General features: G+C 66.4%; 26 protein-coding genes, 1 tRNA gene and 1 riboswitch. Of the genes, 7 read left to right on the top strand and 20 right to left on the bottom strand.

The window, feature by feature from the left end:
- From groL to VFZ97_07610, 3 genes are all read right to left on the bottom strand, one after another.
- Positions 1-1143 (bottom strand): chaperonin GroEL (gene groL / locus VFZ97_07600; protein ID HEX6393291.1); only part of this gene is annotated, 1143 nt, incomplete at its 3' end.
- 278 nt (positions 1144-1421) lie between these two features.
- Positions 1422-1697, bottom strand: a complete 276-nt coding sequence (locus tag VFZ97_07605; protein ID HEX6393292.1) for a ubiquitin-like small modifier protein 1 — start codon at positions 1695-1697, stop codon at positions 1422-1424.
- 1 nt (position 1698) lies between these two features.
- Positions 1699-2973 (bottom strand): threonine synthase, encoded by a 1275-nt coding sequence (locus VFZ97_07610; GenBank protein ID HEX6393293.1) that lies wholly within the window; start codon positions 2971-2973, stop codon positions 1699-1701.
- Positions 2955-3049: riboswitch (SAM riboswitch) on the bottom strand. (Overlaps the previous gene by 19 nt.)
- A gap of 66 nt (positions 3050-3115) precedes the next feature.
- On the opposite strand from VFZ97_07610, the gene VFZ97_07615 reads away from it, so the two are divergent.
- The gene (locus VFZ97_07615) at positions 3116-4018 is read left to right on the top strand and encodes a glucosyl-3-phosphoglycerate synthase (GenBank protein ID HEX6393294.1); all 903 of its coding nucleotides are present in this window, start codon (positions 3116-3118) and stop codon (positions 4016-4018) included.
- 21 nt (positions 4019-4039) lie between these two features.
- Here the strand turns inward: VFZ97_07615 and VFZ97_07620 are convergent, their stop codons facing one another.
- Positions 4040-5032, bottom strand: coding sequence for a glycerate kinase (locus tag VFZ97_07620; GenBank protein ID HEX6393295.1), 993 nt, complete (start codon positions 5030-5032; stop codon positions 4040-4042).
- A 79-nt stretch (positions 5033-5111) separates the two neighbouring features.
- On the opposite strand from VFZ97_07620, the gene VFZ97_07625 reads away from it, so the two are divergent.
- A complete protein-coding gene (locus tag VFZ97_07625; protein ID HEX6393296.1) occupies positions 5112-6488 on the top strand; it encodes a trehalose-6-phosphate synthase in 1377 nt (458 codons plus the stop codon).
- An 85-nt stretch (positions 6489-6573) separates the two neighbouring features.
- On the opposite strand, the gene otsB is transcribed toward VFZ97_07625, so the two are convergent.
- The 3 genes from otsB to VFZ97_07640 all read right to left on the bottom strand — a co-directional run bounded on the left by otsB (position 6574) and on the right by VFZ97_07640 (position 8338).
- Complete coding sequence (gene otsB / locus VFZ97_07630) at positions 6574-7329, bottom strand: trehalose-phosphatase (GenBank protein ID HEX6393297.1); 756 nt, start codon at positions 7327-7329, stop codon at positions 6574-6576.
- A 221-nt stretch (positions 7330-7550) separates the two neighbouring features.
- Positions 7551-8081, bottom strand: a complete 531-nt coding sequence (locus VFZ97_07635; protein HEX6393298.1) for a LytR C-terminal domain-containing protein — start codon at positions 8079-8081, stop codon at positions 7551-7553.
- A complete protein-coding gene (locus VFZ97_07640; protein HEX6393299.1) occupies positions 8078-8338 on the bottom strand; it encodes a DUF3263 domain-containing protein in 261 nt (86 codons plus the stop codon). The genes VFZ97_07635 and VFZ97_07640 overlap by 4 nt, the downstream gene beginning before the upstream one ends.
- Positions 8339-8682: 344 nt before the next feature.
- On the opposite strand from VFZ97_07640, the gene VFZ97_07645 reads away from it, so the two are divergent.
- The 4 genes from VFZ97_07645 (at position 8683) to VFZ97_07660 (ending at position 11995) form a co-directional block, all read left to right on the top strand.
- Positions 8683-9078 carry a hypothetical protein gene (locus VFZ97_07645; protein HEX6393300.1) on the top strand — a complete coding sequence of 132 codons (396 nt, stop codon included), beginning with the start codon at positions 8683-8685 and terminating at the stop codon, positions 9076-9078.
- 98 nt (positions 9079-9176) lie between these two features.
- Complete coding sequence (locus tag VFZ97_07650; GenBank protein HEX6393301.1) at positions 9177-9671, top strand: ATP-binding protein; 495 nt, start codon at positions 9177-9179, stop codon at positions 9669-9671.
- Between the two features lie 18 nt (positions 9672-9689).
- Positions 9690-9763, top strand: a tRNA-Thr gene (locus VFZ97_07655).
- 117 nt (positions 9764-9880) lie between these two features.
- Positions 9881-11995, top strand: coding sequence for a response regulator (locus VFZ97_07660; protein ID HEX6393302.1), 2115 nt, complete (start codon positions 9881-9883; stop codon positions 11993-11995).
- Positions 11996-12014: 19 nt separating this feature from the next.
- Here the strand turns inward: VFZ97_07660 and VFZ97_07665 are convergent, their stop codons facing one another.
- The 11 genes from VFZ97_07665 to VFZ97_07715 form a co-directional block, all read right to left on the bottom strand.
- The gene (locus VFZ97_07665) at positions 12015-12770 is read right to left on the bottom strand and encodes an SDR family oxidoreductase (GenBank protein ID HEX6393303.1); all 756 of its coding nucleotides are present in this window, start codon (positions 12768-12770) and stop codon (positions 12015-12017) included.
- A gap of 202 nt (positions 12771-12972) precedes the next feature.
- A complete protein-coding gene (locus VFZ97_07670; GenBank protein ID HEX6393304.1) occupies positions 12973-13644 on the bottom strand; it encodes a histidine phosphatase family protein in 672 nt (223 codons plus the stop codon).
- A 220-nt stretch (positions 13645-13864) separates the two neighbouring features.
- On the bottom strand, positions 13865-14275 hold the full coding sequence (locus VFZ97_07675) for a type II toxin-antitoxin system VapC family toxin (protein HEX6393305.1): 411 nt from the start codon (positions 14273-14275) through the stop codon (positions 13865-13867).
- Complete coding sequence (locus VFZ97_07680) at positions 14272-14508, bottom strand: type II toxin-antitoxin system prevent-host-death family antitoxin (GenBank protein HEX6393306.1); 237 nt, start codon at positions 14506-14508, stop codon at positions 14272-14274. Before VFZ97_07680 ends, VFZ97_07675 begins: the two co-directional genes overlap by 4 nt.
- Positions 14509-14826: 318 nt before the next feature.
- The gene (locus tag VFZ97_07685; GenBank protein ID HEX6393307.1) at positions 14827-15621 is read right to left on the bottom strand and encodes a phosphotransferase; all 795 of its coding nucleotides are present in this window, start codon (positions 15619-15621) and stop codon (positions 14827-14829) included.
- 23 nt (positions 15622-15644) lie between these two features.
- The gene (locus VFZ97_07690; protein ID HEX6393308.1) at positions 15645-16136 is read right to left on the bottom strand and encodes a hypothetical protein; all 492 of its coding nucleotides are present in this window, start codon (positions 16134-16136) and stop codon (positions 15645-15647) included.
- Between the two features lie 125 nt (positions 16137-16261).
- Complete coding sequence (gene sigH / locus VFZ97_07695; GenBank protein ID HEX6393309.1) at positions 16262-16921, bottom strand: RNA polymerase sporulation sigma factor SigH; 660 nt, start codon at positions 16919-16921, stop codon at positions 16262-16264.
- Positions 16922-17137: 216 nt separating this feature from the next.
- The gene (gene rlmB, locus VFZ97_07700; protein ID HEX6393310.1) at positions 17138-17926 is read right to left on the bottom strand and encodes a 23S rRNA (guanosine(2251)-2'-O)-methyltransferase RlmB; all 789 of its coding nucleotides are present in this window, start codon (positions 17924-17926) and stop codon (positions 17138-17140) included.
- Positions 17923-18393, bottom strand: a complete 471-nt coding sequence (gene ispF, locus VFZ97_07705) for a 2-C-methyl-D-erythritol 2,4-cyclodiphosphate synthase (protein HEX6393311.1) — start codon at positions 18391-18393, stop codon at positions 17923-17925. Before ispF ends, rlmB begins: the two co-directional genes overlap by 4 nt.
- Entirely contained in the window at positions 18390-19022 is a 633-nt protein-coding gene (gene ispD / locus VFZ97_07710; GenBank protein HEX6393312.1) for a 2-C-methyl-D-erythritol 4-phosphate cytidylyltransferase, read from the bottom strand. Before ispD ends, ispF begins: the two co-directional genes overlap by 4 nt.
- 32 nt (positions 19023-19054) lie before the next feature.
- Positions 19055-19714 (bottom strand): Crp/Fnr family transcriptional regulator, encoded by a 660-nt coding sequence (locus tag VFZ97_07715; protein ID HEX6393313.1) that lies wholly within the window; start codon positions 19712-19714, stop codon positions 19055-19057.
- 136 nt (positions 19715-19850) lie between these two features.
- On the opposite strand from VFZ97_07715, the gene VFZ97_07720 reads away from it, so the two are divergent.
- Positions 19851-20330 carry a CarD family transcriptional regulator gene (locus VFZ97_07720; protein HEX6393314.1) on the top strand — a complete coding sequence of 160 codons (480 nt, stop codon included), beginning with the start codon at positions 19851-19853 and terminating at the stop codon, positions 20328-20330.
- 28 nt (positions 20331-20358) lie between these two features.
- Here VFZ97_07720 and disA read toward each other — a convergent pair whose 3' ends face one another.
- Entirely contained in the window at positions 20359-21426 is a 1068-nt protein-coding gene (gene disA, locus VFZ97_07725; protein ID HEX6393315.1) for a DNA integrity scanning diadenylate cyclase DisA, read from the bottom strand.
- A gap of 137 nt (positions 21427-21563) precedes the next feature.
- Complete coding sequence (gene radA, locus VFZ97_07730; GenBank protein HEX6393316.1) at positions 21564-22952, bottom strand: DNA repair protein RadA; 1389 nt, start codon at positions 22950-22952, stop codon at positions 21564-21566.
- Positions 22953-22991 lie beyond the last annotated feature (39 nt).

The raw sequence follows: 22991 nt of genomic DNA on the forward strand, positions 1-22991 counted from the left end.
GGCGCCGACCTTGATGACGGCCACCCCACCGGACAGCTTGGCCAGCCGCTCCTGGAGCTTCTCCCGGTCGTAGTCGGAGTCGGTGTTCTCGATCTCGGTCTTGATCTGGCTGATCCGGCCCTTGATATCGGTCTCGGACCCCCCGCCCTCGACGATGGTGGTCTCGTCCTTGGTCACCACGACCTTGCGGGCCCGGCCCAGCAGGTCCAGGGTGGTGTTCTCGAGCTTGAGACCGACCTCCTCGGTGACGACCTGCCCGCCCGTGAGGATGGCCATGTCCTGCAGCATGGCCTTGCGCCGCTCGCCGAAACCGGGCGCCTTGATGGCCACGCTCTTGAACGTGCCCCGGATCTTGTTGACCACCAGGGTGGCCAGGGCCTCCCCCTCGACGTCCTCGGCGACGACGACCAGCGGCCGGCCCGACTGCATGACCTTCTCGAGCAGCGGCAGCAGATCCCGCACGGCGGAGATCTTCGAGCCCACGAACAGGATGTACGGGTCCTCGAGGGAGGCCTCCATCCGCTCGGTGTCAGTGGCGAAGTAGGGGGAGATGTACCCCTTGTCGAAGCGCATCCCCTCGACGAGGTCCATCTCCATGCCGAACGTCTGCGACTCCTCGACGGTGATGACACCGTCCTTGCCGACCTTGTCGATGGCCTCGGAGATCAGGTCACCGATCTCAGTGTCGGCCGCCGAGATCGACGCCACCTGGGCGATCTGCTCCTTGGTCTCGGTCTCCTTCGACAGGTTCTTCAGGGAGCCGACGGCCGCCTCGACAGCCGCCTCGATGCCTCGCTTCAGCGACATCGGGTTGGCGCCGGCGGCGACGTTGCGGAGGCCTTCGCGAACGAGCGCCCAGGCCAGCACCGTGGCGGTGGTCGTTCCGTCACCGGCGACGTCGTCGGTCTTCTTGGCTACTTCCTTGACCAGCTCGGCCCCGATCTTCTCGTAGGGGTCCTCGAGCTCTATTTCCTTGGCGATGGACACGCCGTCGTTGGTGATCGTGGGTGCGCCCCACTTCTTCTCCAGGACGACGTTGCGGCCCTTGGGGCCGAGGGTCACTCGCACGGCGTCGGCGAGCTGGTTCATCCCGCTCTCGAGCGCGCGACGGGCGTTCTCGTCGAAAGCAATCAGCTTGGGCATCTGTTCTTGGTTCCCTCCATTGGGTGGACCACCATTAGCACTCTCATATCCCGAGTGCTAACAGTAAACCGCCTCCGGAGAGTTAGTGCAAGGTGGCTGTGAACCCACCCGAGACCCATCCGGCGGCGAGCTTTTCTGGAACCAAAATTCGTCGAGTCGGTCTTTTGTGGCAGGGACGTGCGGGTCGTCAAGCGGGGCGGCTGCCACAAAAGCGCCGGCTCCGGAATCAATGTTCCACAAAGGCAACCCCGCCGGCGGCCGTCGGTGAGTTAGGTGAGTTAGCCGCCGGCGACTGCAGGGACGATCGAGACGGTCGCGCCCTCCGCGACAGCCGTGTCGAGCCCGTCGAGAAAACGAATGTCCTCGTCCGCGACGAACACGTTCACGAACCGCCGGAGCTTTCCAGCGTCATCGAAGAGGCGGTCGTGGAACCCGGGGTAGGCCACCTCGAGAGACTTCAGGACCTCTCCGACGCTCGTGCCGTCGAGCTGGACGTCGTTGTTCCCGCCGGCGAGTGGGCGCAGCTGGGTTGGGATGCGAACGGTGACGGCCACGTCAGAAAACCTCCGAGGGAAGCTCGACCGCCTCGGCGAAGGCGTCGAGGGTAGGTGGGATCACGGCAGTGGGACCGCAGTGCGGAGCGACGGCCTCGATCGTCTTCAGCCCGTTACCGGAGACGATCGCGACGACCCGCTCGTCGGGACGGATCGCACCCGAAGCCGCAAGCTGGGCCAGGGTGGCGATGGTCACCCCTCCGGCGGTCTCGGCGAAAATGCCCTCGGTCCGGGCGAGGAGCCGGATGCCCTCGACGATCTCCTCGTCGCTGACGGATCCGAACGTCCCGCCCGACTCGCGAACTGCGTCGAGGGCGTAGGGCCCGTCGGCAGGGTTGCCGATGGCCAGCGACTTGGCGATCGTGTCCGGCTTGACCGGCTTGACCGCGTCCCAACCGGCGTCGAAGGCCGCGGCGATGGGCGAGCACCCCGCCGCCTGGGCACCCGAGATCCGCGAGTCCGCGGAGTCGATCAGGCCGACCAGCTCCAGCTCCTTGAATCCCTTGGCGACCTTGGTCAGCTGGCTGCCAGATGCGACCGGCACCACAACGTGGTCCGGAGCCTCCCACCCGAGCTGCTCGGCGATCTCGAACGCGAGCGTCTTCGATCCCTCGGCGTAGTAGGTGCGAACGTTGACGTTCACGAACGCCCACGAAGGCCGCTCGCCGGCGATCTCGGCACACAACCGGTTCACGTCGTCGTAGTTCCCGTCGATCGCGACGAGCTTCCCGCCGAACACGGCTGTGGTCACGACCTTGCCCGCCTCGAGGTCCGCCGGGATGAACACGACCGACTCCATGCCGGCGTGCGCCGCGTGTGCGGCGACCGAGTTCGCGAGGTTTCCGGTCGACGCCGCAGCGGCCACCTTGAACCCGAGTTCCTGTGCCTTGGTGAGAGCCACCGAGACGACCCGGTCCTTGAAAGATCCCGTCGGGTTGACCGTGTCGTTCTTGATCCACAGCTCGCCCAGGCCCAGCTCGGCGGCCAGACGGTCGGCCCTCACGAGCGGGGTGAAGCCTGCGCCGAGGCTCACCGCTCCCTCAGCGCTCGCCGGAAGCAGGTCGGCGTAGCGCCAGATGGACGACGGGCCGGCGGCGATCCGCTCCGGCGACACCACCTTCCGGATCGCCTCGTAGTCGTAGACCACCTCGAGTGGCCCGAAACACCACTCACAAAAATGGAGGGCCTCGGCGGGGTAGGGGTGGCCGCATTCCCGGCACCGGAGTCCTTCTACGTATGGCAACGATTCCTCCTCGTAGCTCATCGAGTCGGGCATTGGCACCGTGATCCTCACCAGGAGGCCGGTTGCCTCGGCTTCAAAGGGCCCGTCCCTCAGCCGATCTAGATAAGTTGCGGCCATCGTACCTGGTCAGCCCCCAGTCGTCATATCGGTTTCTCGTGGCAGGATGTAGCCCGGCATGCTGCGGACTTTCAGCTCCAGGGACTTCCCCGCCGAGCGGGTATTTGCCGCGAAAAAAGGGCGGAGGTTGTCGGTCTGCCTTCCTGCCCGCAACGAGGCGGAGACGATCGGCCAGACGGTCGCCGTGGTGCAGCGCGAGCTCGTAGAACGGGTCCCGGTCGTCGACGAACTGGTAGTCATCGACGACGGCTCGACCGACGACACGGCCGCCGTCGCAGCAGCCGCCGGAGCGAAGGTATTCGACAGTTCCGCGGTGCTGCCTGAATACGGGACGGAACACGGGAAGGGACAGGCGATGTGGCGGGGCGTCCACGTCACGAGCGGCGACGTCGTGGTCTTCTGCGACGCGGACATCCGCAGCTTCGACCCGGGCTTCGTGCTGGGGCTTGCCGGGCCGCTCCTCACGAGGGACGACGTGACCGCTGTCAAGGGCTTCTACGACCGGCCGGTGAACGGGCAACTCGGCGAAGGCGGGCGGGTGACGGAGCTGATGGCCAGGCCGCTGATCTCGGTCTTTTTTCCGCACCTTTCCGGGCTGCACCAGCCCCTTGCCGGCGAGCTGGCGGCTTGCAGGGAAGTGCTCGAGTCGGTTCCGTTCGTGGGCGGGTACGGAGTCGATCTCGGGCTGCTCATCGACATCACCGGGCAGTTCGGTTCCGGCGGACTTGTCCAGTGCGACCTGGGGGAACGGATCCACCGGAACCGGCCGTTGTCCGAGCTCGGTGTCCAGTCGCTGGCGATATTGCAGCTCGTGCTCGAGCGCGCCGGGCTCGCCGAGGAGAACGCCGCCGCGTTCGGCTGGACCGCCCACCTGGTACGGCCGGGATCCGAGCCGGTACCGGTGACCTTCGTGGAGCGGCCGCCGCTGGCGGACGTCCCCGCCCATCGCAAGACCGCGTAGTCGAGGTAGCCGGAATCCCGGCTAGACACCGTCCAGGACGGCGCCCACCACCTCCGAAACAGCTCCGAGCGTGTCGTTCATCGCCCGCTCCTCGCCGACCGAACCGACCAGGGTCGTGATCGACGCCGCACCAGAAACCCCGTCGTCCGCATCACCGGCCACCACGGCCACCGGCACGCCGAGCTCCCGGGCGAGGTCGACAACGCCGCCGACTGCCTTCCCGTTGAACGATTCCTCGTCCAGGTAGCCCTCGCCGGTGACGACCAGATCCGCCCCCTCGATCCTCTCGGCCAGCTCGATTCGCTCGGCGACAACCTCGAACCCGCTGACAAGAGTCGCTCCCAACGCGGCGAGCCCACCCGCGAGCCCCCCGGCCGCACCGGAGCCTTCGATCGCCTGGACGTCCACACCGAACCGTTCCCGGTACACCTGGGCGAGGCGCTCGAGCCTGCGAAAAAGCAGCTCGACCTGCGCCGCCGACGCGCCCTTCTGCGGAGCGAAGATCGCCGCGGCGTCCGTGAATCGCGTCGTGACATCACACGCGACGATCATGTCGACCCCCGCGAGCCGGCTGTGCGGTTCGAGCACCTCGAGGGCTCCCCAACCTCCGTCGGTTGTCGCGGTGCCACCCATCCCGATGAGCAAACGGCGCGCCCCGGCCTTGACCGCCGCGGCGATCAGCTCGCCGGCGCCGGCGGTGTCAGCGCGAACCGGGTCGTTGCGTTTCGGTCCGCCGGCGAGGATGAGACCGGAGGCCATTGCGGATTCGATTGCGGCGGTGTTTTCGTCGAGCTCGTACCACGCGGCGTCGACGGGGTCACCCAGCGGTCCTCGCACGCTGACGTGACGGGGACGGCCGCCGAGGACCGAGCAGAAGCCCTCGCCGCCATCCGAAACGGGAGCGACGTCAACCGACCAACCCGAGGACCGGGCTGCACCGGCGATCGCCTCGGCGATCTGCTGGGCTGACGCCGTTCCGCGGAACTTGTCGGGCGCAGCCACGAGACGAGGCATGCGTCTAATACTGCACCGATCCGTCGTGATCGCGGCCCGGTACCGGGCCCACCGCCGCTGTCGCTAGCGTCGAGCAGGCATGCCCCCCAAACGCCCGCTCGTCGTCATGTCGAACCGGGGACCGTTGAGCTTCGGCCGTGACGCGACCGGGGACCTGCGCGCCAAGAGGGGGGCCGGCGGGCTGGTCGTCACGCTCGGTCCGGGCGTCCAACGGGAACAGGCGCTCTGGGTCGCGGCTGCCTCCTCGCCCGACGACATCGACGCGGCCAGATCGGGGCTGCTCGACGCCGAGGGTTTCCACATGCGGGCCGTGGAGATCGACGAGGCGACCTACCGGGCCTATTACGACGTGGTTGCCAACCAGACCCTGTGGTTCTGCATCCATGGGCTGTGGGACCTCCCCCGCCGTCCGAGGTTCGACCGCCGCTGGACCGAAGCCTGGGAGGCGTTCCGGAACGTGAACGAGCGCTTTGCGTCCCTGGCCGCGGAGTTCGCCGCCGAAGGTGGGACGGTCCTGGTCCAGGACTACCAGCTCGCGCTGGCACCCGCCCTGCTTACTCGCTTGCGGCCCGACCTGCGGGTGGTGGCGTTCCTCCACACGCCGTGGTGCACACCGGAGGAGCTCGGAGTGCTGCCGGACCACGCGGCTGACGAGCTGATAGAGGGCTTGGCCCAGGTCGACGCGTGTGGTTTTCACTCCCGGCGGTGGGCGGATGCCTTCCTCGCTTGCTGCCGTGAACGGTTGGGCCGCGAGCCGTCAGTGTTCGTAGCGCCGGCCGCTGCCGATGCCGATGATCTGCACGCCGTTGCGGCGTCGCCGGAGTGCGCCAGAGAATTGGCCCGGCTGGACGATCTGGTGGGCGACCGCCGAGTGATCGTCCGGGTCGACCGGATGGAGCTGTCCAAGAACGTGCTCCGCGGATTCTGGGCCTTCGACGAGCTCCTCGACACTCGGCCGGACCTTCGTGGCCGGGTGGTGTTCGCGGCGAAGCTGTACCCGTCGCGCCAGGGCGTAGCCGACTACCTTTCCTACGCCCAGGAGGTTCAGACTCTCGCCGATCGGGTCAACGCCCGGTGGGCGACCCCGGACTGGACGCCGATCGTCATCGACTCCAAGGACAACCACGTCGCCGCCGTCGCGGCACTCAAGCGGGCTGACGTGCTCCTGGTGAACCCGATCCGGGACGGCCTGAACCTGGTGGCCAAGGAGGGCCCGCTCGTGAACGACCGCGACGGAGTGCTGGTGCTCAGCCGCAACGCCGGCGCGTGGGACGAGCTGTCTGAACACGCGCTCGGCATCAACCCGTTCAATGTCAGCGGGACCGCCGCCGCGCTTGGCGAGGCGCTCGATATGGGCGCCGGCGAGCGGGCCGAGCGGGCCAAGGCGCTGCGCGAGGCGGTCGAGGCCCGTACACCGCTGGACTGGTTCGACGACCTGCTGGCGGCGGCCGGCTGAGCTTTGATGCCTCCGGCCATCGACGCCGTTCTATATCGCTTTACATGCCGGCTGGGTAGACTTAAGGAACTATAGTTCCCTTTCCTTACCCAGGACGGTCGCCGGCGAGCGCCCGAAGCACCCCTAGGACGCCGTGCGGTCCGTCCACCACGATGTCCGCGGCATCGACGACCGCCGGCGGCGTCTCGTCCCCGATTCCCGATCGGACGGCAACCGCGAGCGTGGCGACACCGCGAGAACGGAGCGTCGCCAAGGTTCGGAACGCCGGCAGATCTCCGAGGTCGTCGCCCAAGTAACAGACCGCGGCGAGCCCCTCGGCGAAGCTCGCCACCACGGTGCCCTTGTCGGTCTCGACCGGCGGTCTCAGCTCGACCGACATCTTCCCGGGGTGGGCAACGAGGCCGGTTGCTGCAGCTTGGGCGGCGGCGAACGACTCCACCCATGCGGCCAGGGACGGCGCCTTCCGGTAGTGCAGCGTGACCGTGAGCCCTTTGCGCTCGACTCCCAAGCCGGCGAAACGAACTGGGTCCTGCGCCGCCTGTCTCTCGGCCTCGTCTGCCACGTTTGCGACGGATTGCAGGAACCGGGCGGCTCCCGGAGAGGCTTGGGCGGCGGGCAGCTCGGCCAGCTGGCTTTCAAGCCCGTACAAGCCGACCAGCTCGGTGCGACCGGCGCCGGCGAGGTTCGCGACCAGGTAGGCGACCGGCCGTCCCGATACGACGGCCACCTTTGCGAACCTGCCGGCCAACCTGGCGAGCAGCTCTGCGGAGCCCTCAACAGGACGGGCTGCGTCGGGATCTTCAACGATAGGCGCGAGAGTTCCGTCGAAGTCGACGAACACTCCCGCCGAATCGGGTCGCTCGATGAAGGGGCGGATCAGTCCAGGGTCGATCGGGGGAGTTTGGCCAGGCAGAGATGTCTCGGACTGAGGTTCGCCGGACAGCGGTTCGCCGGACAGCGGTTCGCCGGACAGCGGTTCGCCGGACAGCGGTTCGCCGGACAGCGGTTCGCCGGACAGCGGTTCGCCGGACAGCGGTGTCTCGGTCAGATCTTGATCTGCGATCAGGCGCTGTTCGCGAGGTCCGGACCGATCACCAGCACGAGGTTGGCCTTGGACCGCTCGCTCGTCGGGATGGGCGCGCTCGCCGGCGCGGGAATGGTCGTGTTGACCGCAGACGGGCTCAAGCCAACAGCGGTCGCCAAGGCGTACGCCTCCGGCAGGTACCCAGGCGTCTCGACGTAGATCGCCGACTGCGTGACCCTCGACGTGGTGTCGTCAGGAGCGAGAGTGTTGTAGCCGGGGCTCGTCCGCAGCTTGGTCGACCAGCGGCTGGCCAGGTTCCCGCTGCCGGTCCCGTTGAGCACTTGAAGTTTCACGCTCGCCGCCGGAATTGCCGTGGTGGTTGACGTGGTCGGGGCGACGGTGGTCGGCGGAGCGGCCGACGCCCTGCTGGTCGGGGCGGAGGCGGCGGAGTGGGTACTCGGGTTGTGGTGGAGAACGAGCACTCCGATCACGACCGCGACGACAATGACCAAGGCGGCCTTTCCCGCGTGGACTCCCCCCCCGGGCGAAGGTCCGGCGCGGCGGTTCACCTCGCTCTCCCGCCCCCGGCCGGACGCCCTTCGTAGCGGGCTCGCCGGCGTTGGTCGCGAGCTCTTCGAAGCCGGCGCACCACGAGAGGGTCAAACGCGTCAGCTTCCTCCGAGTCGATCAGTGAGGCGAGGATCTGGCGGTACCGCGTCGCGGACAAACCGAATCGCTCTCGAATGGCCTCCTCCTTGCGCACCGGCTCGGTCCACCAGGACCGCTCGAAGTCGAGCACCGCGCGGTCGCGCTCGGAGAGTCCCATCCGTTGGAGCTTTCCATCCCTGAGGGATACGGATCAAGCACCCTGGCAACAGCTGCCTGCCAGCACCACCAGGCATTCGGTTTCCGGTTTTTCCGCCACCTGTTCGCTGAACCCACCCCACCGGGTAAACAGCCACCACGGAACGCATTTGCGCTCGCGCTTTCGGTGGTATACCCGGCGGCAGTCGTCTCCGATTCGGGGCGCTGGTAGGCGCCACCGCGGCCGGTCTCTGCCTAGTCGTCTACCTCCTGATCCCGGCCGGCCGGGACGCCCGCCTGGTCACAACTCTCTCCGGTCAGCACGGCGCGGTTCCCGCCGCTATCCAAATCGCCCACCGGATCGAGATGGCTGCGGACACCTCCGACATCGCGCCGCCACCCACGGCGCCTTCTACCACGATCGCTCCGCCGGCGCCGGCCCCGGTGACCAGAACGGCGGCTGCGGCTCAGCATGGTGTTCCGCCGGCGCCACTGACATGCGGGTCCGTCATCGAGGCCGTGGAATCCAGAGGCCTCTATCCCGCGCCCGGGTTCGTGGTCATCTGCCCCGGCTACGCCCTCGGTCATGAGGGAATGACGTGTCTCAACGTGGCTGGGGTGTGCCCCGGGAGGGCCGAGATCGTCATCCACTACGTGCAGGCGTTCGTGGTCGCCAACGAGTTCGAGAACAGCCGGATCCTCTCCGGGGCCCCCTCTCGCTGCCAAACGATCGACTGTGGCCACAGCGCATACGGATTCTGAACCGGTATCCAAGGTTTTAATGCACGTACAGCGTTTACGGATTCGTCTATCGGGGGTAGACAGACACCACCTTTTTCAGGTGCATAGGTGCCAGTTTCTTGGCGGTCGCCGGCGGTTGGTCGATGGATGTTTGCCTTGATCTCGAGAACAATGTCGAGGCGGTTTCAGCCGCTCGGGCCTTCGTCCGGTCGCTGCTCGCCGCTTGGGGCCTGAAGGACCACATCGACGACGCGGTTCTCATAACCAGCGAACTGGTCACCAACGCCGTCCTCCACGCCAGGACCGGTATCGAGCTGCGCGTCCTGTGGGCAGGCTCCTCGGTTCGCCTCGAGGTGTACGACGAGAACAGCCGATTGCCGATCCTCGCCGGGGTCGATCCGGCCGCGACCAGCGGCCGTGGCCTCGCGGTCGTGTCGTCGGTGGCCGGGTCCTGGGGCATGGAGCTGGAAGGCGACGGCAAGGTCGTTTGGGCGGAGCTTGGGTCCGAGGCGATGAGCGCGGCCACGGACCGCTTCGCCCTCAAGCAGCTGGATTCGGTGGAGCTCGCCCTGGACGCGTTTGACCGGACGAGCCGGCGTACGGCCACCGCGTAAACTCCCCTTCCCGCCTTCGCCCGAGTAGCTCAGTTGGCCAGAGCAGGCGCCTTGTAAGCGTCAGGTCGCCGGTTCGAAGCCGGCCTCGGGCTCATACACGGCCTCGGGCTCCCACGGCACCGACTTCGCAAACTACGCAAACCGGCTAGCATCAGGGCGAACGTAATCGCATGTAAGGCCGGGACGTGAGGCACATTAGCTCTTCCGTTTTGGGTGTTTCTGCCCTAGTGGTCGACGACAGCTCGATGATGCGCGAACTGCTGAAGCACATGCTGGGCGAGCTCGGGATTGCCGACACGTATTTCGAGGACGACCCGGTCATGATCATTGATGAGGTCCGCCGGTCAAACCCGGATTTGATACTTCTCGACCTCCATCTGAGGGGCTCCAACGGTTTGAAGGTCGCGCAATGTCTCTCGGAGGAGGATCCCGAATGGGGACGGCGTGCCATCTTGTTTGTGACGGGTGATGCAGTCGGGCCCGAGTTGCAAGAGGCCCTGACGCACGGAATCCGCGACGTTCTCCAAAAGCCGTTCACAGTTGGCGAACTAGACGACAAGCTCGAGGAGCTGCTGGCTCGCGTCCGTCAAAGCGTTGGGCCGGACGGCGCGAACTCACAAACCGAGAATCCGGCGTCCGCATCGTCACCGCGGCGTCCGGAGGTCAGCTCGGAGGCGGACTTCAAGACATTGTTCGAGTCGGCACCGGGGCTGTACCTGGTTCTCGACCCCGAATACGTCATCGTCACCGCCAGCGATGCGTACCTGAAGGCAACGATGACAGAGCGCGACACGATCGTCGGGCGGGACCTGTTCGACGTGTTCCCCGACAACCCCGACGACCCCAACGCCGACGGCGTTACCAACCTGCGCAGGTCGCTCGATCGGGTCAAACGAACCCGGGCACCCGACACCATGGCGGTACAGAAGTACGACATCCGCCGCCCGGCCTCGGAGGGCGGGAAGTTCGAGGTCCGCTACTGGAGCCCGCTCAACTCGCCCGTTCTCGGACCCAACCGGGAGTTGTTGTACATCATCCACCGCGCTGTAGACGTGACCGACTTCGTCAGGCTCAAGGAGTCGGAGTCAAAGCAAAAGCAACTGAGCGCCGACCTGCAGGACCGCACCGCTCAGATGGAGATGGAGATCGTTCGCCGCGCCGTCGAGCTGCAAGAGACCAACCGCAAGCTCGAAGCTGCGAACGCCGCCAAGAGCGAGTTCTTGTCACGCGTAAGCCACGAGCTCCGGACGCCGCTCACGTCGATCCTCGGCTTCGGTGAACTGCTCAGTATGAGTGATCTGCCTCTCGAGCAAGAAGAGTCGGTGGAGCTGATCCTCACCGCGGGACGCCACCTGCTCGCGCTGCTCGACGACGTGCTCGACATCGCGCGAATCGACTCGGGGCAAATGTCGCTGTCAGTCGAACCCGTGTCCATCGACACCGTGATTACAGATGCGTTCGAGCTCGCCCGGCCGCTCGCCGCCTCACGGGGCATCACGATCAACCGGGACCATGAATCGAAAAAGCGCGGATACGTGAATGCTGACTACCAGCGCCTGCGCCAGGTTCTGCTCAACCTTCTTTCCAACGGAATCAAATACAACCGACGCGCCGGCATGGTCACCATCACTGTCGAGGACAGGCCGGACGACTTCGTGCGCGTGTCCATCACCGACACGGGCGCCGGGATCAGCGCTGAGGATCTCTCCCGACTCTTCGTCCCGTTCGAACGACTCGCCGCTATCAAGACCAGCGTGGAAGGCACCGGTCTCGGGCTGGTGCTATCACGCAACCTGACCGAAGGCATGGGTGGAAGGCTTGGCGTATCAAGTACTCCCGACGTCGGGAGCACATTCTGGGTCGAGCTTCCCAGCGTCGAGCCTCGATCGGTGGAGGAGCTCAGACCCGAGATCGCCACGCGCGTTCAGTCCCGCCGTTACAGCCGTCCGCGCAAGCTCGTCTACGTCGAGGACATGCTCGCCAACGTGAAGCTGGTCGAACAGATACTTCTGCGCCGGCCCGACGTGACGGTTGTGCCCGCGATGCTTGGGATCGTCGCCATCGACCTGGTGCGCAACGCGCAACCTGATCTGGTGATGCTCGATCTTCACCTGCCCGACATGGGCGGTGACGAGGTTCTCCGCCGGCTGAAGTCCGAGGAATCGACCCGCGATATCCCGGTCGTGATTCTCAGCGCCGACGCCACGAAACGCCGGCACGACGAGTTGATCGAAGAAGGAGCGATCGACTACCTGACCAAGCCGATCGGTGTGAAGTACCTGCTCGACGCAATAGACCACCTGTTCGGCGAGGACACTCTCTGAGCCGAACGGCGGTCTCTACTTACTGGCCTAACGGAAGCGCCCCGTCGACGCGGACCAGTGCGGCGTTCGTAAACGTCGACGATGGACTGGCCAGAAAGAGTGCCGCGGTGACGATCTCGTCGGGTCGTCCCGGGCGTCCCACCGCGTTCGGTTGTAGTCGACGCTGCTGTTCAGGCCACGCGTCGGCGATGTCGGTCAGGAACGGTCCTGGAACCAAAGTGTTGACCCGAACCTTCGGCCCATATTCGGCGGCGAGAGAACGCGTCATCGCGTTGAGCGCCGCCTTGGCGCAACCGTACGGGATCACCTGCGGAAGGGGCATGAGCGACCCCGACGACGAGACGTTGATGATTACACCACCGTCCCCGTCCGACATCCGTTTTGCGATTTGGCTCGCGAGCCGGAAAGGGCCTTTGAAATTGAGGCCGACCACGCTGTCGAACAGCTCTTCGGATATCTGGTCGCTCGGCATCGGGGGGCTCATGCCCGCGTTGTTCACGAGGATGTCGACGCGGCCAAGCTCCGAGTAGACGTCGTCGATGAGACGGTCGATCGAGTCCCACTTGGCGGCGTGAACCCGGTGCGCTAACGCCCGCCGGCCCAGCTCCCGCATTTCCTGAGCGACCTTCTCGCAGTTCTCGATCTTCCGGCTGGCGATCACAACATCGGCGCCGCGCTCGGCGAACGCCCGCACCATCTGGTAGCCCAGACCGCGGCTCCCCCCGGTGACCAGCGCGACCTTGCCGGTGAAATCAAAAAGCGGATCAATGCTCATTGGCGCCGCATTCTGGCACCACGCGGCATGCGTTACCCAAACAGCTCCGCTCTGCTGCCGGGGAATCTCGGCAGGCTCAGCTGGGACTGCTCCTTGCGCCACGCCCGCCAGCCCTCCGAGCCAATCCGTCGAGAAGACGGCGAACGAGGGCCCTCAAATTAGCCGACGACTCAACGCGGAAAGCGCCGGGATTGACCTTCCGCTACAGCCCTTCCAGATGCGCCACGTCGTTGAAGGAACGAACCGTCCAGCGGCCGTCGCTGACAACGATGTGGTTGATCGATGCGTTGTTCGCGGCGAGGAACGCGAAGGGTCGGGATCCGGTTGCCTCCGCCATCGCCCGGCCGATGACACCGCCGTGGGTGAAGACGGCAACAGTCTCGTCGGGGTGCTTCGATGCGATGGTGTCGATTCCCCTGCGAACCCTGGCGGTGAACTCCTCGTCGGGTTCGGCTCCCGGGATCACGTCCCACCGTTCCTCTTCGATCATCCGGATGGCGATTGGGTCGCCCTGCATGACCTTCAGCCGGTAAAGCCCGCCCTCCCATTCGCCCAAGAAGACCTCCCTGAGGTCGGCTTCGACGTCCGGCTCGATGCCGAGGCGGTCTACCAGGGGTGCGGCGGTCTCCGCCGTACGGCGAAGGTTGGTCACGTAGATCGCGGTTATGGCCTGTTCCCCTTCCCGGCGGGCGAGGCGATCCGCGAGAAGCTCTGCCTGCTCGACGCCCCGGGGGTCCAGCTCCGGGTCACCGTGGCCCCCGACCAGATCGAAGGGGACGTCCTCCCGTGCCGGCACCGACTCGCCGTGGCGGAGCAGGAGAACATCGGTGGAACCGGGGGGACGGATGTAACGGAGCTGACGAACCTCGCTCACGGTCCCGATGGTAGAGGCCCGCCGGCGCGCCGGCGATTTCGGGATACAGCTGGAGGAGCTGCGCTACCTGCAGGGGCTGTGTGCCGCCCTGACCAGGCGACGAGAGCCGGTGCGGCCTCGTCGCCGTCCTGCATGTTGTGATCAAGCTTGCGCTTGATCCCGATAGGGATTTACTTCCGAACTTGCACGCGGATCTGTCATCGGTGCCTCCTTCCGTTGCTCACGATTGGTCAGGATGGGGGATCTGACGGAGATCGAGGCCGTCTATCCCCGAGAAGTCGGCGCGGTTGACAGTGAAGAGCGGGAGGCCGTTGGCGATGGCCGTGGCCGCGATCATTGCGTCGTAGCCGCGGGCCTCGACCTTTCGACCAGCCGCCCGGAGCGAAGCGGCCACGCGGCCGAACGCCCTGGCGCCCTCGGCATCGAATGGCAACGGCTCGAAGTCGGCCTCGGTGTGCTGTAGTACGGCCTGGCGGGATGACCGCTCCTTGCGAGTCGTCGCCACCAGCGGACCGACCGACAGCTCCGCCAGGGTCACGGCGGTTATCAGAGGCTCTTCCGGTAGGTGTTCCGGGTCCAGTCGACCGAGGAGCACGACCGTCGAGGTGTCGAGTATTCCCCGGTCGGTCACAGACGGAAGTCGATCACCTCGTCGAGGTCCCGGCGAAGACGCTCGGGATCAACGCGAGGCACTCGGGACCACCGCTCGACCAACACGGTCGCCTTGACGGGGAGCCGTCCGAGGGGGCGCAGTTCGGCGACCCGCCGGCCATCGCGTGTAACGATCAGCCGTTCACCGCGCTCCACCCTCTCTACGACCTCGCCCCCGTGGTTTCTCAGGTCCCTGATCGACACCTCGCTCATTTGATCACCGTATCACCAGTGATACAGATTGTGAAGGGGCAACTCCGATGGAGAGAACCCGCGGTCCTCGATAGCGCCGAGGAGGCAGTTCAAGGTCGAAGGGAGCGACTACGAAACCTTCCTAGCCACCGGGCGAGGTGCGACCGGAGCACCTTGACGGCCGGTCACCTGGGCGGAGCCACACACTGGGGCTTGCCCTCCGAAGCACTTCGGAGGGCTTACCTGCTGGGACGTTCCCTGCTGTGAAGAGATAGGGACACTCCGAACGATTCGGTCGCGCACCGGGTTCGATTCCAGTCGCTCCCCAGAGGTGCGGCGTCACACTTGGCGGCTGATGGTGGGTGCGGCACGGTCGAGTAGGCGCAGCAACGTGGGCCACTCTTCAGGGACGTCGTCGGCGAATCGGGCAGCCCGGTGCACGAACCGCCACCGCTCGAAGGTCGGCTCGATGCCACCCAAGCGGCGGTAGTGGCTGAGGTAGAGGTCGGTGAGCACGCCTCGGCCGACGGCAGCCAGTGCCCGGAAGACGGGCGGCACACCTGGTGGGAGAGCGCCGATGCGCTGGAGCAGCTCCGACCTGGCCACGTCCGATGTCGGGTCGCCGCGGGCTGCCCACCCCCAATCGATGACAACTGGCGAGTCCCACGAGCCCAGGAGGTTCCCGAGATGAAAGTCGCTGTGGCAGAGCCGGTCACCTCCTGGCAGCGAGGCAAGCAGCCTCAGGGAAAGCTCATGGTGGTGGCGGGGCAAGGTGCCGGCCAGGGCGAGCCGGGAGGTGAGTAACTCTCTGAGGTCAGGTAGCTCAAGCGGGGCGGCACGGGCATTCAGTTCGACGTGAACGCCAGCGAGCACTCGGGCGGCCCGGAACAGCCCGTACGGCCGACGCTGCAACTGTGTCAGCAGCGAATCGCCTTCGATGCGGTCCATCACCAATCCGGGCCGGCCGTCGACATGTACCAGCCCGTGGGTGGTGGGGGCTAGCGGGCTGAGCAGCCGGCAGACGACGTGCTCTCGCTCGGCCTTCGGCCCGTCGTCGGGCAGGCGCCAGAGCTTCAGCACGCGGCCGTCCGGCCGCAGGAACACCTCCGCCTCCCGACCCTCGGCCAACAGCACGCCACCACCATGGCGCAGATCGACTACGGGTGCGCCGGCAGTTGGCGCGCATGCTGTAAGAACCGCTTACCTGTGGCGTCACAGTGGGCGTGTAGAACATGACCCGTGATCCCGGACGTTCCGTCGGGGAGCAGGTTGGCCCATGTCAGCCCGCACAGCTCCGCCACCCGAATGCCGAGCAAGCCGAAGCGGATGACGACCTGGTCCCGGCTGCCCTGCCAGGTCCCGTCCCGGCAGACGCCTATGAGCGACTCGACCTGGTGGTGGTCCAGGTATCGGGCCGGATTGCGGTCCTGCACTTTGCCGTAGGTCGCTGGATACGAACGCCGCAGGACGGCGAACTCCTCCTCCAAATCCAGCCCCGGTCCGATCCCCCGCCGGTCGCACCAACGGAGGAAGGTGCGAGCCAGACCCAGGCGGTTGCGAACGCTGTTGTTCGCCAGGACCCTGCCGCTGCCCCGGGCCCAGTCGAGCACGTCGCCCTCTCTGAGCAGGGACGGAGCACCGCCGGCCAACAGTTCTGTCAGCCGGCGGGCCTGATCGATCCGAGTTTTGGGACTGGCATATCGGGCACAGAACGCCTCGATAACAGCGGCCGGGCTCTCCGGCGGGGGCCGGAGTCTGGCTACGTCGCCGTGATCTAGGCGACGAGGGCCGGTGCGGCCTCGTCGCCGTCCTGCATGTGGTGATCCAACTTGCGCTTGATGCGCTGGAGCGCGTTGTCGATCGACTTCACGTGGCGGCCCAGCTGGCAGCTGATCTCCTGGTAGGACTTGCCCTCGACGTAAAGGCGAAGGACGTCGACCTCGAGGCCGGACAGGCTCTCGCTCATCGAGCGCCGCATCGACTGGATCTGCTCCCGGGAGATCACCTCGTCGGCGGGGTCGCTGGCGCGATGGTCGTCGAGAAGTTCCTCGACCGCTCCCTCGCTCGGATCGTCGCTCCCGCGGACACCCGAGATGGACACGTAACGGTTGAGGGGCTGATGCTTCTGGCGGGTCGCCGCCTTGATGGCGCTGATGACCTGCCGGGTGACGCACAGTTCGGCGAACGCCCGGAACGAAGCCTGGCGGTCGTCGCGGTAGTCCCGGGCAGCCTTGTAGAGACCGATCAGCCCCTCCTGCTCCACGTCATCGGCGTCGGCCCCGACGAGAAAGTAGGAGCGGGCCTTGGACCGTGCGAAGCGGCGGTAGCGCTGGAGCAGTGTGTCCAGCGCCTCGCTGTCACCGCTTTGCCACCGTGCGACGAGATCCTCGTCTTCTAGATCTGATAGTGAGATCAAAGTGCTGTGGAGCGTCATTGGAGCCTCTTCTGCGTTGGACTGCTGCGTGAGGCCCATCGCCGTCTAGATCGAATGGGCTAGTTACTTTTACCTAGCACTGGGAACTGTGTCAACGGTCACCCGCACCTTTTGACCGGTATCACCACACAAAATAATTGGGCTGACCAGGAAAAATAAGACGTACTTCGCGAATTCCTACCGATCTGATCAGATTCCGGCGTGATACCAAAAGGACTAGTCAGGCTGGGTGGACCGCCGGCGGGCTACCTCGAAGCAGGCCAGCGCCGCCGCCGCCGACACGTTGAGCGAAGCGATCGGCCCGGACAGTGGGATCGACACCGCGAGTTCGCACCGCTCACGGGCGAGCCGGCTGATCCCCTTGCCCTCCGAACCGAGGACCAGCGCCACCGGCTCGGTCGCCACCTGCAGGTCCCAGAGGCTGCCGGTGGCACCTGGGTCGAGCGCGACCGTCCAGACGCCGGCAGCGGCCAGGGACGAGAGTGCGTTGGGAATTCCTGCGACCGGAGCGACAGGAAGGTGCTCTACAGCCCCGGCGGCAGCCTTGACCGCAGAGGGTGTCAGGCCTGCCGCCCTGTGCCTACCTATGACGATTCCCGACGCGCCCGCGCAAGCAGCGGTGCGCATCACCGCGCCGAGGTTGTGCGGATCGGTCACACCGTCGAGCACCACCAGGAACGGAGCTGGATCCCCCGCACGGCGGCCCGACAGGTCTTCCAGGTCCGCCTCGTCCACCGGGTCGGCAACGGCTACGACCCCTTGGGGAGCGTCCGTCTGGGCTGCGGAGAGGAGCTGGGGACGGTCGACCGTTCGCACCGGCACTCCGGCTGCGCGGGCCAGGCGGGCGATCTCGGCGAGGGCGGCCGACTGCCCGGATCCCTCCGAGACGAGCACCCTGTGCACGCGACGCTTGCCTGCCCGCAGCAGCTCCCCGACGGCCTGGGGCCCCTCGATATGCTCCCCCCACGGGGTTCGCTCCCGCCCGGAGGGGCCGCGTCGTGTCACCTGGGCACGAGGAGGGCGACCGCGAAGCATGCAATTCCCTCGCGACGCCCTAGGGCGCCGAGCGATTCGGCTCGCTTCGCCTTGACGCTGACCGGAGCGCCGAGGACTTCGCCCAGCCTGCGCTGCATTTCCGTCCTGTGCGGAGCCAGCTTCGGCGCCTCGAGCACCACGGTGACGTCCACGTTTCCGATCTCGTAGTGGGTGGAGACGCTCAGCACGACCCGGCCGAGCAGCTCGATGCTGTCGATGCCTTGGTAGGCGGGGTCGTTGTCGGGGAAGTGCTCGCCGATGTCGCCGAGGCCGGCGGCGCCGAGCAGCGCATCGGCGATCGCGTGGGCGACCGCGTCGGCGTCACTGTGGCCTGCCAACCCCGGGGTGCCGAAGTCGACCCCGCCGAGGACGAGGCTCCGGGACGGATCGTCGCTGAATGGGTGAACGTCGAACCCGAGCCCGACCCGGGGGTTCAACACCTGCTCCTGATCAACGCGGAAGCGACGAAGAGGTCGGAAGGCGTGGTGACCTTCAGGTTCTCGGGGGAGCCGTCGACGATCACAACTCGGCCGCCGATCGCCTCGACCAAGGCGGAGTCGTCGGTGGCATCGCCCCCGGCCGCATGGGCTCTTCTGAGGCAGGCGGCGCGAAACGCCTGCGGCGTCTGGACCGCGAAAAGTGTCGACCGGTCGAGGATCTGGCTGGCGCCGTCCGGGGTCTTTTTCCGGATTGTGTCGGTAAGCGGGCACGCCGGCACAGCACCGTCGGCACCCGCGGTCACCTCCGCGATCACGGCGGACCAGAGCTCAGGCGCCGCTACAGGCCGGGCAGCATCGTGCACCACGATCACGTCTGCGGACTCGGGGACGGCGGCCAGGCCGGCGCGCACGGATTCCGACCGCGTGGCACCACCGGCCACCACTGCATCGGCGTCCCAACCGCGGCCGTCCGGCTCGGTAACGACGGCGACGACACCGGCACACGCCCTCCTGGCGGCCTCGAGCGACCACGACAGCACCGGCCGGCCCTCCAGTTCCGCAAACTGCTTGGGACCTCCGAACCGGGTGCCGGTGCCTCCAGCGACGACGATGGCCCAGGTCTGCACCGAACGCGGAGCCTACCGGTCGACCCGGCCGGTCACCGGGAGCGCTGGGCCAGTTTGTCGCGCTCCACGATCCGGTACCGCCGGTCCATCTGCTCGATCCAGCCGAGCCGGACGAACTGGGCGAGGGACTTGTTGACCCTTTCCCGGGAGGCGCCGACCAGGCCGGCGAGCTCCTCCTGGGTGATGGGCAGCTGGAACTCCTCCTTTTCGCCGGCCAGCTCGAGAAGGCGCTTGGCTGTTCGTCCGGTCACGTCCAGGAACACCGCGTCGGCGAGGGCAGAATCGGTGTTGCGCAACCTCTCGGCTAGCAGCGCGACGACGTTCCACAGGAGCTGCGGCTGGGCGTCAAAGCAGGCGCGCACCTTCTCGTACGGGATGCCGAGCACGTCGGACCTCTCGAGCGCCCGGGCTTCGGCCGATCGCTTGCCTCCGTCGAACAGCGGCATCTCGCCGAAGACGTCTCCGCTCTCCATCAGCGCGACAAGCGACTCCCTGCCGTCGATCGACCGTCGACCGATCGCCACCCGGCCGGCTCGAACGACGAACAGCTCGGCAGCCTCGTCCTCCTCGTCGAAGATGACGAAGTTCCTCTCGCACTGGAGAACCCGCGCCGCGCCGGCGAGCTCGTTGAGCGTTTCCTTGTCGAAAGCAGAGAAGAGCTCAGAACCAGCGAGCAAATCGACGTCATCCATGACGCTCCGGAGGTTAGCTTGATGCAACACGGCCGGCCCGGAGCAGGTCATGGCTCGAGTTTCCCGCCGGCCGGTGGTCACCAGCTGGCTGGTACCCTGGGAGACACCCCTCGTGTTCTGTCGCCCCGGGAGCAGCATGTCATTTGACGTCGGAGACAAAGTCGTTTACCCCCATCACGGCGCGGCCGTGGTGGAGCGACGGGAGATTCGGGAGGCTTTCGGCGAGAAGAAGGAGTATCTGGTCCTTCGCCTCGCTTACGGCGATCTGACCTTGATGGTGCCTTCCGACAACACCGAAGAGGTGGGTCTGCGGGAGGTCATCAACGACGAGGAGGTCGAGGAAGTTTTCGCGGTCCTGCGCAAGAAGGACGTGCGGATGCCGACCAACTGGTCCCGCCGGTACAAAAACCACGTCGAGAAGCTGAAGTCAGGTGACATCTACCAGGTCGCCGAGGTCGTAAGGAACCTTTCGAACCGCGACAAGGACAAAGGTCTTTCGGCCGGCGAGAAGCGGATGCTGAACCGCGCCAGGCAGATCCTGGTGTCCGAACTGACCTTCGCCATCGGCGTTTCGGAGTCCGAAGCCGAGAAGAAGCTCGACGAAGCGCTTCCGTAACCAGCCGGCAGGGAACGAGCTGTAGGGATTAGCTGTAACGGTCGAGGATGCTGGACTCGGCGAGTCGTGCCAAACCGTCTTTGATCATCCGCGCGGTAGCGGCGTCCACGTCGGGAACGGTTTCGAGGTCCTCTGCGGTCGCGCGCATCACCTTCTGCAACGCCCCGTAGCGCGAGATGATCGATTCGATCAGGGGCTCGGTTATGCGAGGGATGCGTCCGAGCAACCGGTAACCACGGGGCTGCAGACTCGATTCGAGGTCGGAGCCCACCTGAAGGTCGAGCACCGCAGTGACCGCGTTGGGGTTCAACACTTCGTCGGTGGGCAAAGAGGCCAGCGAGACCATCGCCTCGTCGACCCTCTCCTCGTCATCGGTCGGTAGGTAGTCGCGCACGACGTGGCGGCGCTCGTCCTCGACACCGGCCATGAGCTCTTCGAGCTGGAGGTGAGCCAAGCGCCCGTCGGTGCCGAGCTCGACGACGTAACCCTCTATCTCCTCGGCGATTCGGCGGACCATCTCCGCCCGCTGTAGGACCGTTACAACGTCGCGAACGGTCACCAGATCTTCGACCTCGAGAGCCGACAGCGAAATGGTCACGCTGTCGAGACGGTCTCGGTAGCGCTCGAGAGTCTGCAGCGCCTGGTTGGCCCGGGCGAGAAGACGCGCGACCGAGTCGAGCGCGTGCTTCACGTCGCCGCGGTAGAGGGTTATCACCGACAGGTCTTCCGAAACCGCTATCACCGGGACGTCGAGCGACCGGGCAACCCTTTCCGCCGTACGGTGCCGGGTGCCTGTCTCTGTCGTCGGCACCGCAGGGTCGGGCACCAGGTGCACGTTGGCCCTTGCGATCCTGCTCGCGTCGGAGGCGAGGATGATCGCCCCGTCCATTTTCGCCAGCTCGGCCAGCCTCTGAGGGCTGAACTCGGCGTCGAGCAGGAACCCACCCGAGCAGATCCCGAGAACGTCGGGGCCGTCACCGACGATCACCAGCGCGCCCATATTCGCCTGCAGAATGCGGTCGAGACCGTCGCGCAACGGTCGGCCCGGGGCTATCGCGCCGAGCGCCTCGATCATCTCGGCCCGGGGGCGGTCCACCTTTCGAGTTTATTCGGGCATCTTCTTTGTGGGCAGGGGCGCGCTATGTCTTGTGGGCAGGGCATCGGCTCGCTCCGGACGACCGGCTGAATCCCGGGGGGATCGCCCCGATCGACTTGTGACGCGATTCGGACCGGTCAGTCGCCGGCCGAACCAACCAGGCGAAGCTCGGGCCGAGCGGCCTGCTCGCCGAGCGATCGCTCGATCGCGTCCACCAACGAGGTCACGTGCAACGTAGAGATTCCTGGGCTCTTCGGGGTGCTCGGCGGAACAACTGCGGTCTCAAAACCGAGCCGGGCGGCTTCGGCCAGCCGGCGTGCCGCGTGAGCGACCTGGCGGACCTCGCCTCCGAGCCCGACTTCTCCGATTACCACCAATCCGCTCCCGACCGGTCGAGCCGTAACCGCCGACGCGAGCGCGATGCACACCGCAAGGTCGGCCCCTGGATCTCCCACCCGGACCCCACCCGCGACTGACACATAGACGTCGCGGTTCGACAGGCGTACGCCGGCTCGCTTCTCCAGGACAGCCAGGAGCAGTGACAGCCGGCTTGCGTCGTAGCCTGACGCGGAACGGCGAGGGGTGGGCAATGTGGTCTTCATCTCCAGTGCCTGGATCTCGACGAGCAACGGCCGCTGGCCCTCCATAACTGGGAACACGACCGAACCGGGGACGTTCGATCTCCGGTCGGCAAGAAAGAGTCCTCCCGCGTCTTCGACACCCTCCAAACCTGATGCGGTCATCTCGAACAGGCCCAGTTCGCCCGTTGATCCGAAGCGGTGCTTGACGGCTCGGAGCAGCCTCAATGCGTGGTGGCGATCCCCGTCGAATGACAGAACGGTGTCGACCATGTGTTCAAGAACACGAGGTCCCGCGAGCGCGCCCTCCTTGGTCACATGACCCACGAGGACAATCGCCGGTCCGCCCGACTTTGCCAACGTCACCAGCACCTGCGCGCACCCGCGCACCTGTGCGATCGATCCGGGGGATGAATCGATTTCCGCGTCCCAGACGGTCTGGATCGAATCGACGACGACCACGTCGGGGCTCACCTCTGCGATGGCGGCCCGGATTCCCCCCAACGAGGTCTCGCCGACCAGCCACACCCCGGGGATGAGGGCGCTCAGCCGTTCCGCCCGCCGGCGGACTTGCGCCGGCGACTCCTCTGCCGAAACCAACAGGCATCGCCTCCCGGCGCGAGCCATGTCTGCCAAAGCCTGCAGGAGCAAAGTCGACTTCCCGATCCCAGGCTCGCCCCCCAGCAAGGTCACCGATCCCGGGACCAGCCCTCCCCCGAGAACCCGGTCCAACTCGGAGATCCCCGTGGGCGCCGGCGTGGCGCCTTGGCCTGGTACGTCGGTCAGCGCGACCGGAGCTGTCGCAGATGAACCGGTTGGAGCCGCCACCGGAGTGGAAATCTCTTCGATGAGCGTGTTCCATTCGCCGCAAGTCCCGCAGCGGCCCGCCCATCGGGGCGCTTCCGCCCCGCAGTCGGTGCACCGGAAGACCGTTCGCTGACGAGGCATGCCGAGAGGCTAAAGGCGAGATGTGACGGCGACGCGGAT

Source organism: Acidimicrobiales bacterium (genome assembly GCA_036378675.1).
Taxonomy (GTDB): Bacteria; Actinomycetota; Acidimicrobiia; order Acidimicrobiales; family Palsa-688; genus DASUWA01.

Excerpts from the sequence above, each read along its gene's own strand:
- VFZ97_07610 (HEX6393293.1), bottom strand. The coding sequence starts at position 2,973 with ATGCCCGACTCGATGAGCTACGAGGAGGAATCGTTGCCATACGTAGAA.
- VFZ97_07615 (HEX6393294.1), top strand. The coding sequence starts at position 3,116 with ATGCTGCGGACTTTCAGCTCCAGGGACTTCCCCGCCGAGCGGGTATTT.
- VFZ97_07620 (HEX6393295.1), bottom strand. The coding sequence starts at position 5,032 with ATGCCTCGTCTCGTGGCTGCGCCCGACAAGTTCCGCGGAACGGCGTCA.
- VFZ97_07625 (HEX6393296.1), top strand. The coding sequence starts at position 5,112 with ATGCCCCCCAAACGCCCGCTCGTCGTCATGTCGAACCGGGGACCGTTG.
- VFZ97_07640 (HEX6393299.1), bottom strand. The coding sequence starts at position 8,338 with ATGGGACTCTCCGAGCGCGACCGCGCGGTGCTCGACTTCGAGCGGTCC.
- VFZ97_07645 (HEX6393300.1), top strand. The coding sequence starts at position 8,683 with ATGGCTGCGGACACCTCCGACATCGCGCCGCCACCCACGGCGCCTTCT.
- VFZ97_07665 (HEX6393303.1), bottom strand. The coding sequence starts at position 12,770 with ATGAGCATTGATCCGCTTTTTGATTTCACCGGCAAGGTCGCGCTGGTC.
- VFZ97_07680 (HEX6393306.1), bottom strand. The coding sequence starts at position 14,508 with ATGAGCGAGGTGTCGATCAGGGACCTGAGAAACCACGGGGGCGAGGTC.
- sigH (HEX6393309.1), bottom strand. The coding sequence starts at position 16,921 with ATGACGCTCCACAGCACTTTGATCTCACTATCAGATCTAGAAGACGAG.
- VFZ97_07715 (HEX6393313.1), bottom strand. The coding sequence starts at position 19,714 with ATGGATGACGTCGATTTGCTCGCTGGTTCTGAGCTCTTCTCTGCTTTC.
- VFZ97_07720 (HEX6393314.1), top strand. The coding sequence starts at position 19,851 with ATGTCATTTGACGTCGGAGACAAAGTCGTTTACCCCCATCACGGCGCG.
- radA (HEX6393316.1), bottom strand. The coding sequence starts at position 22,952 with ATGCCTCGTCAGCGAACGGTCTTCCGGTGCACCGACTGCGGGGCGGAA.